At 71.4% G+C, this 13889-nt stretch carries 14 protein-coding genes; 5 read left to right on the top strand and 9 right to left on the bottom strand.

The genetic code is table 11. The annotated features are described in order from the left end of the window. Window positions 1-21 precede the first annotated feature (21 nt). Window positions 22-1341, top strand: coding sequence for a hypothetical protein (locus ACGFRG_RS18695; protein WP_393265127.1), 1320 nt, complete (start codon window positions 22-24; stop codon window positions 1339-1341). A 16-nt stretch (window positions 1342-1357) separates the two neighbouring features. Here ACGFRG_RS18695 and ACGFRG_RS18690 read toward each other — a convergent pair whose 3' ends face one another. Further along, complete coding sequence (locus ACGFRG_RS18690) at window positions 1358-2401, bottom strand: enoyl-CoA hydratase/isomerase family protein (protein WP_361421904.1); 1044 nt, start codon at window positions 2399-2401, stop codon at window positions 1358-1360. Window positions 2402-2470: 69 nt separating this feature from the next. Here ACGFRG_RS18690 and ACGFRG_RS18685 point away from each other — a divergent pair, with 69 nt between their 5' ends. Beyond that, entirely contained in the window at window positions 2471-2959 is a 489-nt protein-coding gene (locus tag ACGFRG_RS18685) for a GNAT family N-acetyltransferase (RefSeq protein WP_393265124.1), read from the top strand. 40 nt (window positions 2960-2999) lie between these two features. Here the strand turns inward: ACGFRG_RS18685 and ACGFRG_RS18680 are convergent, their stop codons facing one another. Both ACGFRG_RS18680 and ACGFRG_RS18675 read right to left on the bottom strand, forming a co-directional pair. Further along, window positions 3000-3860 (bottom strand): tetratricopeptide repeat protein, encoded by an 861-nt coding sequence (locus tag ACGFRG_RS18680; RefSeq protein ID WP_393265121.1) that lies wholly within the window; start codon window positions 3858-3860, stop codon window positions 3000-3002. A gap of 4 nt (window positions 3861-3864) precedes the next feature. Beyond that, the gene (locus ACGFRG_RS18675; protein ID WP_393265118.1) at window positions 3865-4809 is read right to left on the bottom strand and encodes an alpha/beta hydrolase; all 945 of its coding nucleotides are present in this window, start codon (window positions 4807-4809) and stop codon (window positions 3865-3867) included. 87 nt (window positions 4810-4896) lie between these two features. Here ACGFRG_RS18675 and ACGFRG_RS18670 point away from each other — a divergent pair, with 87 nt between their 5' ends. Then, window positions 4897-5541, top strand: coding sequence for a TetR/AcrR family transcriptional regulator (locus tag ACGFRG_RS18670; protein ID WP_393265115.1), 645 nt, complete (start codon window positions 4897-4899; stop codon window positions 5539-5541). A gap of 70 nt (window positions 5542-5611) precedes the next feature. On the opposite strand, the gene ACGFRG_RS18665 is transcribed toward ACGFRG_RS18670, so the two are convergent. Further along, window positions 5612-7498, bottom strand: coding sequence for an ABC transporter ATP-binding protein (locus ACGFRG_RS18665; protein ID WP_361421889.1), 1887 nt, complete (start codon window positions 7496-7498; stop codon window positions 5612-5614). Window positions 7499-7755: 257 nt separating this feature from the next. Further along, entirely contained in the window at window positions 7756-8058 is a 303-nt protein-coding gene (locus ACGFRG_RS18660) for a hypothetical protein (protein WP_361421886.1), read from the bottom strand. Between the two features lie 1374 nt (window positions 8059-9432). Here ACGFRG_RS18660 and ACGFRG_RS18655 point away from each other — a divergent pair. Then, window positions 9433-10551, top strand: a complete 1119-nt coding sequence (locus ACGFRG_RS18655; RefSeq protein WP_361421883.1) for a glycosyltransferase — start codon at window positions 9433-9435, stop codon at window positions 10549-10551. A 19-nt stretch (window positions 10552-10570) separates the two neighbouring features. On the opposite strand, the gene ACGFRG_RS18650 is transcribed toward ACGFRG_RS18655, so the two are convergent. After that, the gene (locus ACGFRG_RS18650; protein WP_361421880.1) at window positions 10571-11233 is read right to left on the bottom strand and encodes a peptidylprolyl isomerase; all 663 of its coding nucleotides are present in this window, start codon (window positions 11231-11233) and stop codon (window positions 10571-10573) included. A 196-nt stretch (window positions 11234-11429) separates the two neighbouring features. On the opposite strand from ACGFRG_RS18650, the gene ACGFRG_RS18645 reads away from it, so the two are divergent. Continuing rightward, complete coding sequence (locus ACGFRG_RS18645; protein ID WP_393265111.1) at window positions 11430-12341, top strand: hypothetical protein; 912 nt, start codon at window positions 11430-11432, stop codon at window positions 12339-12341. 114 nt (window positions 12342-12455) lie between these two features. On the opposite strand, the gene ACGFRG_RS18640 is transcribed toward ACGFRG_RS18645, so the two are convergent. The 3 genes from ACGFRG_RS18640 to ACGFRG_RS18630 all read right to left on the bottom strand — a co-directional run bounded on the left by ACGFRG_RS18640 (window position 12456) and on the right by ACGFRG_RS18630 (window position 13863). Continuing rightward, window positions 12456-12830 carry a toxin Doc gene (locus ACGFRG_RS18640; protein ID WP_188271898.1) on the bottom strand — a complete coding sequence of 125 codons (375 nt, stop codon included), beginning with the start codon at window positions 12828-12830 and terminating at the stop codon, window positions 12456-12458. Continuing rightward, complete coding sequence (locus ACGFRG_RS18635; RefSeq protein ID WP_188271897.1) at window positions 12830-13069, bottom strand: hypothetical protein; 240 nt, start codon at window positions 13067-13069, stop codon at window positions 12830-12832. Before ACGFRG_RS18635 ends, ACGFRG_RS18640 begins: the two co-directional genes overlap by 1 nt. Before the next feature lie 68 nt (window positions 13070-13137). Further along, complete coding sequence (locus ACGFRG_RS18630; protein ID WP_393265108.1) at window positions 13138-13863, bottom strand: tyrosine-protein phosphatase; 726 nt, start codon at window positions 13861-13863, stop codon at window positions 13138-13140. Window positions 13864-13889 lie beyond the last annotated feature (26 nt).

The following is a 13889-nucleotide window of genomic DNA, read 5'->3' as shown; positions in this document are numbered from 1 at the left end:
ACCATCGGCGATGATCTGCGGATGTTCTCGCGCAAGAAGACCCGCCCGAAGTCCGCCGAGCTCGTCGAGGCCTGGGAGTGCCTGGAGGCCGGTGACATCCCCGGCGCCCTGCGGCTGCTGAGGGCGGGGGCCGAAACCCTGCCGCTGGGTGAGGTGGCGCTCGTGGTCGAGCGGGCCGCCGGGGCGGCCGGGTTCGACGACCTGCGCAAGGCCGCCAAGAAGCTGGCCGCCGCGCCCGAGTCGGCCCAGGAGCTGTACGCGTTCGGTTACGCGTGCGTCGAGCGCGGGCTCTCCTACCTGGCGGTCCCCGCTCTGCGCGAGGCCCTGCGGCTGCACCCGGGCGCGCTTTCGGTGGTGCGTGAGCTGGTGGCCGCGTACGAGCGCGAGGGCCGGCACGGCGAGGCCGTCGAGGTGCTGGCGCGGCACGAGAGCGGCCTCGCCGACTGGCCGGACCGCTATCTGCTGGCCTACAACGCCATCATGTCCGGCGACCTCGCCCTGGCGAACCGTCACCACGCGCTGCTGCCGGACCCGCAGGACGAGATGTGGATACCCACGCGCGACCGCCAGCGCCGCATGCTGGACCGGGCCGCCGCGGCCGGGTCCGTGAGCCCGCTGGACACGCACGATCTGCGCGGCTGGCAGTACGCGATGGGCGGCACGGTCCTGGGCACCCTGTCCCCGTTCGGCTTCGGGGCCGGTATGACCGGCCGGTACGCCTGGTTCCAGGACTCCTACGACCAGTGCCTCCAGGGCCTGCTGCGGCTGAAGACGCTGCTGGACTCGGCCGAGGTGCGGCCGGGTTCGGTGTCGCTGCTGCCCGACCGGGGCAGCCGGATCCTCGGCCTCGCCGCCGCCGACGTACTCGGTCTGCCGTCGCGGCCCTTCGAGCCGGGGCGCCAGGACACCGTCGTGATCGCGTACGACCTCAACGATCTTGGCGAGACGGACCAGGGCGCCGAGATCCTCGGGCAGCTCCTCGACCGTGTCCCCGGGCAGGTGCTCCACGAGCACGCGAGCAACTGGACCGATCCGCCGGTGGTCACCGCCGACAGCGTCGCCCTGCTGCACCAGATGACGATGGCGCCCTGGGGTGAGCAGCTGCGCCAGGACGAGGACGGCGAGGTGGCGCAGGCACCGGCCGACGACCGGTCGGCGGCGCGGATCGCCGCCGAGATCGTGGGCGCCGACCCGACGCCGGAGGAGGGCGACGGTGAGACGCCCGCGGACCCGGACGACCGGTTCGCGGAGTTCGCGGCGGCCGTGCGCGGCACCTGGCTCCGGGGCGACCGGTCCGGGCTGAACTCGTCCGGCCCGGTGCCCAGTTCCCAGTTCGCCTGAGCACGGGGCCCGGATCTCAGGCGGCCGGTGCGGCGAAGAAGCGGGCCACGTCCTCCTCGGTGACCTCGGCGAGGGTGGCCGGTGACCAGCGGGGAGTGCGGTCCTTGTCGATGACCTGGGCCCGGATGCCCTCCACGAGGTCGGGGCAGGTGAGTGCCGCGCACGAGACGCGGTACTCCTGCTCCAACACCCGCTCCAGCGAGCCGAGTCGGCGCGCCCGGCGCACTGCCGCAAGCGTGACCTTCAAGGAGGTGGGGGACTTGGCGGACAGCGTGACGGCGGCCTCCTTGGCGGCCGGGTCGCCGTGTGCGACCAGCCGTTCCACGATCTCCTCGACCGTGTCCGCCGCGTAGCACTCGTCGATCCACTCCCGGTGGGCCGCCAGTTCGCCGGGCGGCGCCTCGGCGGTGTACCGGGAGAGGACGTCGTCGACGGGCGCCCTGGTCAGCTCCGCGACCAGTGCGTCGAGCCGCTCGGAGGGTACGAACTGGTCGGCCAGGCCGCACAGCATCGCGTCCGCCGCGCCGACGGCTTCGCCGGTCAGCGCCAGATGCGTGCCCAGCTCACCGGGCGCGCGCCCGAGCAGATACGTACCGCCGACGTCGGGGACGAAGCCGATGCCCGTCTCCGGCATGGCCACCCGGGAGCGTTCGGTGACGACGCGTACGCTGCCGTGCGCGGACACCCCGACCCCGCCGCCCATCACGATGCCGTCCATCAGGGCCACATACGGTTTGGGGTAGCGGGCGATCAGGGCGTTGAGCCGGTACTCGTCGCGCCAGAACTCCGCCGAGGCGGAGCCGCCGACGCGGGCGTCCTCGTAGATGGCGCGGATGTCCCCGCCCGCGCAGAGGCCGCGCTCACCGGCCCCGGTCAGCACCACGGCCGCCACGTCGGGGTCGCTCCGCCACGCGAGCAACGCCTGCTCGACGCGGAGGACCATGGTGTGGCTGAGCGCGTTGAGCGCGCGGGGGCGGTTCAGGGTGAGTCGGCCGACGCGGCCCTCCTCGCGGACGAGGACCTCATCTTCTGCGGGGGTCGGGGTCGTAGTGTTCGTCACAACGGTGATCGTAAAGGCAACCTCCCACCGGCCGGTCCGGGCGCCGGGTGCGTGCGTATGCTGGCGGGCATGGTGAGGCTGGAACGGCTGCGGGCCGAACACGCGGACGCTCTGCTGGAATTCGAGCGCGTGAACCGGGAGTATTTCGCGCGGACCGTACCGGATCGCGGGGACGCGTACTTCGCCGAGTTCGCCTCCCGCCTGCGCGCTCTTCTCGCCGAACAGGACGCCGGGGTGTGTCACTTCCACGTCGTCGTGGATGGCGAAGGAGACTTGGTCGGCCGGATCAATCTCATGGACGTCGAGGACGGGTCCGCCGAGCTCGGCTACCGGATCGGCGAGCGCGCCTCGGGCCGGGGTATGGCGACGGCGGCGGTCGCGCAGGTGTGCCGGCTGGCTGCCGAGGCGTACGGGCTCTCGGCGCTCACCGCGAAGACCACCCTCGACAACCCGGCGTCCATGGCCGTCCTCACCCGCAGCGGGTTCACCGTGGTGGCGGACACCGTCATCGACGGGCGCCCGGGCGTGCGGTACCGGCGTCGGCTCGTCGCCGTCTGAGCTGCCCGTACCGCATCACCCGTCATCTCACTGCGACCGCTCAGATCGAGTCGGGGCCGAGGTGTGCCCGGAGCATCTCGTACTTCCGGCGGTCGTAGCGGTCGCGCAGGTCGAGGAAGACCGTGTGCTGTTGGCCGTCACGCGTGTAGACGTCGAGATGGCCGCTGGAATAGGCCGGTCGCCGCCCCATCGCCCAGTCGGCGGACTCGACGTCGGCCAGGTCGACCGTCCTCGGGCCGAGGGTGATCGTGTCCTGGGGCAGGATGTAGTGCGGGTCGAGATCGAAGAGGAGATCACGGGCCCGCGCGGCCGTCTCCTTGTCCTCGTTCGCGATGGCCGTCAGGTACACCTCGCGGGCCTCGGCGAGGTGGCTGGGGTCGACCTCGATGAGGCGCCGGTGGGCCCGCTCCGCGGTGTCCCCGAGGAACGGGGGCGCCATGGCCCCGAGGAACAGGCCGCACGCCTCGCCGAGTCGGCCCTGGTGGGCCGCCAGGTTGGCGAGGTTGAAGCGGGCCTTGCGGGCGTGCTCGGGATGCCCTCCGGCGATGGCCTGCTCGTAGAGCTCGCGGGCGTGCGCCAGTTCACCGTTGCGCTGCTCGAAGATCGCGAAGTTGAAGAGGGACTTCTGCGCGTGATCGGGATGCCCCGTGGCTATCGCCTGCGCGAACACGGCACGGGCCGCATCGGTCCGCCCGGCCGCTGCTTCCAGTACGGCCAGGTTCGCGAGGGCCATGGGGCCGATGTCGGGGTGGCCGGTGTCGGCGGCGCGCCGGAACGCGGTGCGGGCGGCGTCGATGTTGCCCGCGGTGCGTTCCCGCGCCCCCAGATCGAACGCGGCTTGGGCCGTCTGCTCCGCGTCGTCCGTCACGTCGTGGTCCGGTGCCTGCTCGTTGATCGGCATGCCCTCAGTTTCGCCGCGGTGGCCGCAGTCGTACAAGGTCGGCCGACGGACCGAGCAAGTTCCGTTGCAGGAAAGCTGTTTCCGCCTCCACGGCCTGCTCGTGCGCGTGGGTGAACGGAGCGTAGTGCGTGCCGGGGAGTCGTACGGACTCGCCTTGGGGCGCCAGCTCGGCCGCGCGCAGGCCGGGGCCGGGCAGGACGGATTGGTCCTGTTCGCTGACCACGACGAGCAGCGGACACTTCACGTGCGGCGCGTCGCGCAGGGGCCGGTAGAAGCCGGGGGCGAGCGCCGAGCGCGCGGCGATCGACTGATTCCAGTCCGGGTACCGGCCGTCGGGGTCCAGCGCGCGGGTGCCGTCCATCGCGTCCGGTGTGGTGAGCGCGGCCACGGTTCCGGCCGCGCCCGCGCTCGGCACCAGGATCGGCCGACGGCCGACGAGAGCGCCGAGCGTGTCGAGGAGCACCAGCCCGGTCAGGTGCAGCATCGCGCGCGGTGTGCTGTGCCGCATCGCCGCGCGCGCGATGGTCGGGCCGTCGGCCAGCGGTGTCTGGGCGATGGCCGCCGCCAACTCCCCGTCGCGTGCGGCGAGTCGCAGGACATGTCCGCCCGCCAGGGAGAAACCCCAGATGGCGATGCGGGCCGGGTCGACGTCCGGCAGGGCGCGCGCGTAAGCGATCGCGGCCTGCCAGTCGGCCAGTTGGTCGGGAATACGGATGACCTGGCGCGGCTCGCCGCCGCTCTCGCCGATCCGGCGGAAGTCGAAGGCGAGGACGGCGAACCCGGCCTCGTTGAAGCGCCGCGCGAACCGGTCGGTGCCCGGCTCCTTGGTGACCGCCGTTCCCGAGGCCATGACCACACAGCCGCCGTTGGTGCCCGGATAGTGCCAGGCGGCGCAGTGGGTGCCGCCGCTGCTGAAGTGAACCTTCTGCCGTTCCACGGACGAGTGCACAACAACCTCCCGGTGAGCCGTACCGCTCTCGGATAGAGTGAACCACGCGGTTCACTTACTGGCGAGGCTTTCGGAAGGACATGCGGGATGGACGCTGCCGACGGGGACGCGCACGACACCACGGAGGAACGGTCGGGCTACCGGCGGTCGACCGGATCGAAGCGGGGCGAGGCCAGACGCCGCGAGCTGCTGGACCTGGTCAGCGAGGACCTGGCGGCCCACGGCATGGTCGACTTCTCGCTCCGGCGCGCCGCGCGGTCGGCCGGCACCACGCACAAGGTGCTCCTGTACTACTTCGACAGCGCGGACGACCTGCTCCAGCAGGCGATCCTGCAACTGCGCACCCGGCGTATCGACAACGCGGTGGCCGCTGCCGCCGCCATCACCGGCCGCCCCTCGCTGGCGGCCCGGGTACGCGCCATCTGGTCGACCCTGATCGCCGACGACCCCGGACAGCTGGCGCTCGACCAGGCCATCGGCCTCGCGATGTACGACCCGGCGCGCTATGCCGAACTCGGGCGGGGCGCGGCGAAGTTGTATCTGCCGACGCTGCTGGCCATCTGCCCGGAACACTGGTCCGACCAGCGCAAGCTGGAGGTCGCCGAGATGATCCTGGGGGTCCTGCGCGGCTTCCTGGTGGACTGGCGGACCGGCGGGGACAGGGAGGGAATCGACCCCGGCTTCGCGGCCCTGGTAAGGGCGCTGGAGCGGGAGGAGGCGGCGCCCGAATAGCCGTACATCCGCGCCGCACCGCCCGGCCGCCCGCCGGTGAGTTGCCGGGCTCACCGGCCGGGCCGCGGGCTCAGCCGAGTCCCGCGGGCGCGCTGCCGGGGCGCTCGAACTGGGTGCGGTACAGCTCCTCGTAGCGGCCGCCGAGCGCGAGGAGTTCCTCGTGGGTGCCCCGCTCCGCGATCCGTCCGTCCTCGACCACCAGGATGAGGTCGGCGGCCCGTACGGTGGAGAGCCGGTGGGCGATCACCACGGCGGTGCGGCCTTCCAGCGCCTCGGCGAGTGCTTCCTGGACCGCCGCCTCCGAGGTGTTGTCCAGATGGGCGGTGGCCTCGTCGAGGATGACCACGCGCTGGCGGGCCAGCAGCAGCCGGGCGATGGTCAGCCGCTGGCGCTCACCGCCGGAGAGCCGGTAGCCGCGCTCGCCGACGACCGTGTCGAGCCCGTCCGGCAGCGAGGCGACAAGCCCGTCGAGGCGCGAGCGGCGCAGGGCGTCCCACAGGTCCTCCTCGGCGGCGTCCGGCCGGGCGAGCAGCAGGTTGGCGCGGACCGACTCATGGAAGAGGTGGCCGTCCTGGGTGACCATGCCGATGGTGTCGCGGACCGAGTCGGCGGTCAGGTCGCGTACGTCCACACCTCCGAGGCGTACGGCACCCTCGTCCGTGTCGTACAGCCGGGGCAGCAGTTGCGCGATGGTCGACTTGCCCGCGCCAGAGGACCCGACCAGTGCCACCATCTGGCCAGGCTCGGCGCGGAACGAGACGCCGTGCAGAACCTCGGTGCCGCCCCGGGTGTCCAGGCTCGCGACCTCCTCCAGCGAGGCGAGCGAGACCTTGTCGGCGGACGGGTAGCCGAAGCGGACCCCGTCGAACTCCACCGAGACCGGCCCCTCCGGCACCGGCCGCGCGTCCGGCTTCTGGGCGATCAACGGCTTGAGGTCGAGGACCTCGAAGACCCGCTCGAAGCTGACCAGCGCGCTCATCACCTCGACGCGAGCACCGGCGAGCGCGGTGAGCGGCGCGTACATCCGGGTGAGCAGCAGGGCGAGGGCGACGACGGCGCCCGCCTTGAGGTGGCCGTGCAGGGTGTAGTACCCGCCGAGCCCGTACACCAGGGCGAGGGCCAGCGCCGAGACGAGCGTGAGCGCCGTGATGAAGGCGGACTGCGCCATCGCCGTGCGCACCCCGATGTCACGCACCCGGCGGGCCCGTGCGGCGAATTCGGCGGACTCGTCGGCGGGCCGGCCGAAGAGCTTGACCAGGGTCGCGCCGGGCGCGGAGAAACGCTCGGTCATCCGGGTACCCATCGCCGCGTTGTGCTCGGCGGCCTCGCGCTGGAGCTTCGCCATCCGCGCGCCCATCCGGCGTGCGGGCAGCACGAAGATCGGCAGCAGGACCAGCGCGAGCACGGTGATCTGCCACGAGATGCTGAGCATGACGCCGAGGGTGAGCAGCAGCGTGACGACATTGCTGACCACGCCGGAGAGGGTGTTGCTGAACGCCCGCTGAGCGCCGATCACGTCGTTGTTGAGACGGCTGACGAGCGCGCCGGTACGGGTCCGGGTGAAGAACGCGACCGGCATCCGCTGCACGTGGTCGAAGACGGCGGTCCGCAGATCCAGGATCAGCCCCTCGCCGAGGTTCGCCGACAGCCAGCGGCTCAGCAGCCCGAGCCCCGCCTCGGCGACGGCGATCAGGGCGATGAGCACGGCGAGCCAGGTGACCGTCCCCTCGTCCTTGCCGCTGACGATCGCGTTGACGACACGCCCGGCGAGGACGGGGGTGGCGACCGCGAGCAGCGCCGTCGCCACGCTGAGCAGCAGGAACAGCCCGATACGGCGGCGATGCGGGCGGGCGAACGCGGCGATGCGCCGCAGGGTCGATCGATCGAAGGGGCGTCGGTCCTGCTGCGCGTTCATGACATTGTGGAGCTGCGTCCACGCGGTGGCTTCCATGCTCATGAAGGAAACGTACGACCTCGACCAAGCTTGAGGTCAATGTGATGCGGAAATGGCAAAGGGACGCAGCGCGAAGACCCGGTACGCCGGGAAGGCATATCGGGGTGAACAGGGCCGATCGCACGCGTGGCCGGTGCACGTGTGGCGGACGCGGTCGAGAGCGCCGGGGACGCGGAACTGCTCGACCGCTGGTTCGCCGACTCGGCATGCTGACGCCGGGGCTCTGGCGCCGGGATTTCGACGACCGAGCACTCAGGGCGCTACACGCCGCCGGCGCTCACCCCGGGTGCCACGAAACGGCGGTGCAGCGGAGCGAACTGCGTCTCCGGCTCGCCGGTGATCCCGGCCTTCTCCACGGCGGCCGCGAGGCGTTCCGCGAAGAAGCTCTCGAAGGACTGCTGGGAGGCCCACACGTCGGTCACATGCAGTGCGCCGCCGTCGAACCAGGCCACATGCAGCACGGCACCGGCCGGGGTCTCTTCCTCCCACTTCACCTCCGCACGTACCGCGTCGTACTGCTCGGGCTTGACCCCGGCCCACTTCATCGACATGACCACAGACATGGACGTTCCCCTCTCTCTCATCTCTCGGACTGCCGCCCGCCGAGGTTTTCGGCCAACTCCTTCGGCCGATTTCACCGGCCAGCGTGCCGCGTGGCGAGAACCCGCCGAAGGGCGTGCGGCAGCATGCGCGGGCGCACACGCCCGGGCCGTACGTGGTGACCGCCGACACCGGGTGGATGCCATGGAGCCCAAGGCATCCACCCGGTGTTCCCGGCGGCTCAGGAGGTTCGGGCGCCCCCTGTCCTGCGCGGGGCGCCGCTGCGTAGCGAACCCGCTACAGGCGTCGCCAGTTGGGTCCAGCCTTCGTCCCAGACGAAGTTCGTTCCGTTCACGTCGCCGTGTGTCTGCCAGATCGTCCCGTCGGTGGTCACCACCTTGATCCAGGCGTCGTTGCCGTGTTCGGTGATGGAGATGCCGCAGACATGGGCGGGGTAGTGGGGGTTGTCGGCGTTGGTGAGGTCCGTCCAGACGATGGCCCCGCCCGGGGTGCTCTGCCGGCCTGCGAACGCCTTCCCGTTGATGGGGACGGCGGTGAAGTCCTCGGTGTCGGAGGGCTCGATGCCGTCGATGGCGGTGCAGGGGCCGGTGGGACCGGTGGCTCCGGTGGGACCGGTAGGTCCGGTGGGACCCGTCGGACCGGTAGGACCCGTCGGACCGGTAGGACCAGTAGGTCCGGTGTGACCCGTCGGGCCAGTGGCTCCAGTGGGACCCGTAGGCCCGGTGTCCCCAGTGGGACCGGTGTCGCCAGTAGGACCCGTGTCACCCGTCGGGCCGGGGGGACCCGTCGGGCCAGTGGGACCCGTGGGGCCGGGCGGACCCTTCGGCCCCATGCCCTTGCAGTGATCGTGGTCGTCGCCACCGCCGCCGCCCGGGCGGGCGCCCGGCGTGCCCGCCTTCCTGTCCGGTTCGTGCTTGCAGTGGTCGTCGCCACCGCCCGCGGGCCGCGCCACGGGGGCACCGGCGCCCTGGGGCGCGGCCACCGCCGGGCTCGCCACACCGGCGAGCACCATGGCCAGGGACGCCAGAGCGCCACCGGCGAGGTCTGCCCCGATGGGGAAGCGGCCCCAGCCGCGACCTTGTCGTGTGATCAGGAGCCATATCCCATTACTCCTAGATGAGGCTTCTATGGGCGTCATCCAACGCCGACGGAAACCTCCCCGCTTACGGCCCCTCGTCCACGGATATCGGGCTGACACGCCCGTTTATCAGCACATCGGACCAACAATCGTCACCGCGCGGAGCAACGCCCCGCCCCTCGGCCCCTGGCGCATTACGCCAACCGAAGGCCGTCGCCGATGACTCCGCGCGCACGGCGCCCCGCGCGCCCGCCCTCGTGCCACAGTGAGCCGCCGCGAAACGAAGGGTGTGCGGGACATGAAGGATGCCGGGCAGCAGCCGTCCATCTGCCTTTGCATGATCGTCAAGAACGAGGCGCGCGTCATCGAGCGGTGCCTGGCGTCCGTACGCGATCTGATCGACACCTGGGTCATCTCCGACACCGGTTCGACCGACGGCACGCAGGACCTGATCCGCGCGGCCCTCGACGGCGTCCCGGGCCAGCTGCACGAGGAGCCCTGGGTGGACTTCGGCCACAACCGCAGCCTCAACATCGCCCACGCGCGCGGCAAGGCCGACTATCTGCTGCTCCTCGACGCGGACCTGGTCATCCGCCGCGACGGCCCACTCCCCGAGCTCACCGCCGACGCGTACATGCTGCGCCACGAGGGCACCACCTCGTACCGCGTCAAGCGCCTGGTCCGCGCGGACCTCGACTGGCGCTACGAAGGTGTCACCCATGAGTACCTGACCTGCGACGACAGCTCCCGGCAGGAGAACCTCGACGCGCTGACCATCCAGGACTTCGCCGACGGCGGCTCGCGGCACGACAAGTTCGAGCGGGACGCCCGGCTGCTCGGCGCGGAGCTGGAGCGCGATCCCGACAACGCCCGCACCGTCTTCTACCTGGCCCAGACCATGCGCGACATGGGCCGCACCGAGGAGGCCATCGCGCTCTACCAGCGCCGGGCGGACATGGGCGGCTGGGTGGAGGAGGTGTACTGCGCGCAGTTGCAGGTGGGCGTCCTGCGGGCGGAGAGCGGCGACTGGCCGGGCGCGCTGGACGCCCTCGTACGGGCCTGGGAAGCCCGCCCGGAACGGCTGGAGGCCTGTTACGAGCTGACGTCCCGGCTCCGCACGCGGGGCCACCACCGGTCGGCCCACGCCTTCGCCGTGGCGGGCCTGGACCGCGCCGCCCCGGACGACATCCTGTTCACCCAGCCCTGGGTCTACCGGTGGGGGCTGCTCTTCGAGTTCTCCATCACGGCGTACTGGACCGGGGACTACGCGGGGTCGCTGCGGGCCTGCGACCGACTGCTCGCCCTGCCGGACCTGCCGGAGACGTATCGGCGCCAGACCGAGGCCAACAGAGCGTTCGCCGTGGCCGCCGAAAAGGCCCGCCAGGGCACGGCCCCGGTGCGCGCGACCAGTCCCTGACAGGCCCGGCCGACACGTATTACCTGTTCCTGATCTGTACGTGCCTGATGTTCACCGGCAGCGTCGGGAAACCGTCCCCGGGGTTGTTCTGGTCGTCCTCGCCGCCCGCCGCGATCTTCTGCAGCACGTCGAGACCGGCCGTCACCCGGCCGAACGGCGTGTAGGCGGGCGAGAGTTTGGTGTCCTTCCAGACAAAGAAGAACTGGCTGCCGTTGGTGTTGGGCCCGGCGTTGGCCATCGCCACCGTCCCGGCCGGATAGGTGGCACCGGTCAGGTTCTCGTCGGGGAAGGAGTACCCGGGCCCGCCGCTCCCGGTGCCCGTCGGGTCGCCGCACTGCAGCACGTAGATACGCGCGGTGGTGAGCCGATGGCAGTGCGAGCGGTCGAAGTAGTCGCGCTGGGCGAGGAACTTGAAGGAGTACGTGGTGCACGGGGCCTTGTCGGTCAGCGCCTGGAAGGTGATGGCGCCCTGGCCGGTGCGCAGGGTGGCGCTGTAGGGCCGGGCGGCCTTGACCGGGTCGAAGACCGGTATCCCCTTGAAGTTGTCGGCGGGGACCGCCGGCGTGTAGGTGCAGGCGGGCGCCTGGGCGGGCGGGGCCGTGGGGGCGGCGGCCGCGTGCACGGCGGTGCCGAGCGGAAGCAGAGCGGCGGCGGCGAGCAGGGCGCTTACCTTACGGAGCACGGGACGGTTCCCTTCGGAGCGACACCGGACGGGTGTGTCATGGCCGCCTCATCCTGCCCGCTCCCCCCGCGCACCATGCATCACCCGGGACACAGCCGATGCTCCGATCGGCCCTACCGTCAGCGTGGCTGACGGTCCGTCGGCCCGCGAGGTGGTGGCCTTGGTCATCAGGGGTTCGTACAACGACAGGAGTTCCATGCGCACCGCACTGCTACGACGCGGCGCCAGAGCCGCGGCCGTCACCGCTCTCGCCGTCGCCGGCGCGCTCGGCGGCATGGCGAACGCCGACGCCTCGTCCGGCGCCCGCCACCACCACGGCCCGAAGCCCATCGACATCGGCATCGACACCTCGGGCATCCACGCCCAGGACGACGCCCGGGGCGGGCTGCGGACCTTCCGCGTCCACACCGACGACGCGGGCGGCCGCCAGCTGCAACTTCTGCGCCCGCACCACGGCGTCACGCTGAAGAAGATCTTCGCCGATCTCACCAAGGCCGTCAGCCGCATGCCGGTCCCGACGGTCCAGGGCATCACGGCGCTGCGCGACGAGGCGGACGCGCCCGGCGGCGCTTTCGTCACCCCGAAGGTGTCGGAGAGCTTCACCACGCGGGTCAAGCCCGGACGGCTGGTCCTGCTCGACTTCAGTGCCTTCCTCAAGGACCCCGCGCACCCGGTCTTCCGTGTCATCCATGTACACGACGACAACCACGCCACCCTGCGCACCTCCGACCGCGCCACGGTGATCACGCGTGAGACACCGGCCGGGCCGCGCTTCGACGTCCGGGGCCTGCACGAGGCCAAGGACCCGATCCTGCTCCACAACGCGGCGGACGAGCTCCACGAGATGCAGCTCCAGCCGGTGAAGCCGGGCACCACCGACGCCCAGCTCCAGGCGTTCTTCGACAAGATCGCGGCCGGGAAGCCGGCCACGGCGCCGTTCACCGGACCCGCTCTCGGCCTCGGCGCCGTCTCCCCCGGCGGCACGGTCCTGCTGCGGGCGCACCACCTGCCGCCGGGCACCTACGCGCTGCTCTGCTTCATCCCGGACGACAAGAACGGCGTGCCGCACGCCTTCCTCGGGATGCACAAGGTAGTCGTGCTGCACTGACCCCGATCACCGCGAGCGCCCGCTCCAGCAGGTCCCCAGGGACCGGCCGCCGGAGCGGGCGCGCTGCTGTTCAAAGCCTTGTAGCAGCCGTGTTCGCAGCCCTTGTCGCGGCGGTCAGAGCCGCCACTCGCGGATGCTGTCCGCCGCTTGGTAGACGGACGCCTTGCCCGCCTGGATGTCCCGTACGAGATCCACCAGGGCGCCGTACGGCGGGTCCATGCCTTCGCCGGAGGCGTGCATATACGCGACCGCCACCTGGCACGCGTACAGCGAGTTGCGGTACGGGAGCGGTTGCAGGCGCACCAGGGTGTGCAGCAGCGCGGCGGCGCGCCAGGCCGGGTCGGGCTCGGCGGTGGTGGGGCGCGGGATACGGGTCTTGTGGCGGGCGACCGCGGCGACGAGCGCCGAGTAGTCGGCGACGGAGACGTCCTCGGGGACGGCCTGTTCCTGGACATCGAGCAGCCAGGGCACATCGATGTACAGAGTCATCAGGCGGCCTGGCTCCCCTGCGGACGGTCGGCCGGGGGGACCTCTTCGGGAAAGGCCTCGTCGAACTGCTCCCGATGGGCCTCCCCCCAGGAGACGGCGTAGCGGACGAACTGACGGCGCTGGCGCTCGCGCAGGGGCAGGTCGTGCACATACTGCTTGAGCGACTTGCCCTCGGCGGCCGCGGCGGCGCGGACCTCCGCCAGTTCCTCGTCGGTGAACGTGATATTCAAGGACGGCATACCCTGATGGTACCTAGTAGGTACCATCAGGTCCAGGCCACGTTGGCCGATGCCCGCCGCCACGGTGCTCAGTCCAGTAGCCGTGCGCGCAGCCTCTCGATCAGGGCGTCGTCCACCCCGATGTGCTTGACCGCGTAGTCGCGCACCGAACCGTAGGTGTCGGTGAGGTCGGCGAGGAAGAGCCGGATGACCTCCTCGGGCGCCCGCCCGTATCCGGGCCAGTTGAGGGCCCGCCCCGGGTTGGCCGCCCGCCAGTCCGCGATCAGCCGGTCCGTGGCCAGCTCCGTGAGGGCGAAGTCCGCGGCGATGGTGTCCTCGTCCACCCCCAGGAGCGAGAGGACGAGGGCCGCGAGCAGGCCGGTGCGGTCCTTGCCCGAGGCGCAGTGGAACACCTGCGGCCCGCTCTCGGACGCGATGGCCTCCAGCGCCTGCCGCAGCTCCTCGGCCCCGTCGAGAGCGACCTCCGCGTACCGGTCGGCGAGGAAGCGCCATGGGTCGAGCGCCGGGTCGATCTCCGCCTGGTCGTAGGGTCGGTGCTCCACACTGAGATTGAGATACGTGAACCCGTCGGCGTCCGGCACCCTGCCCTTGGCCTCGATCTCCCACGGATACCGCAGATCGATGACGGTACGTATACCCAGGGCGAGGAAGCGGTCCCAGTCCGCGCCCTGGAGCTTGGCCAGCGAGTCGGACCGGTACAGCCGGCCCCAGCGCACGGTGCGTCCGTCCGAGGCGCAATAGCCGCCGAGGTCACGGAAGTTGTGCAGGCGCTCGAAATCCAGGTGTCGTGTCATTCGGCACACCCTATGCACTGACCTGG

Origin of the sequence: Streptomyces sp. NPDC048696 (assembly GCF_043198895.1) — a bacterium.
GTDB lineage: Bacteria > Actinomycetota > Actinomycetes > Streptomycetales > Streptomycetaceae > Streptomyces.
This window is presented reverse-complemented; position numbering and strand designations above follow the sequence as displayed.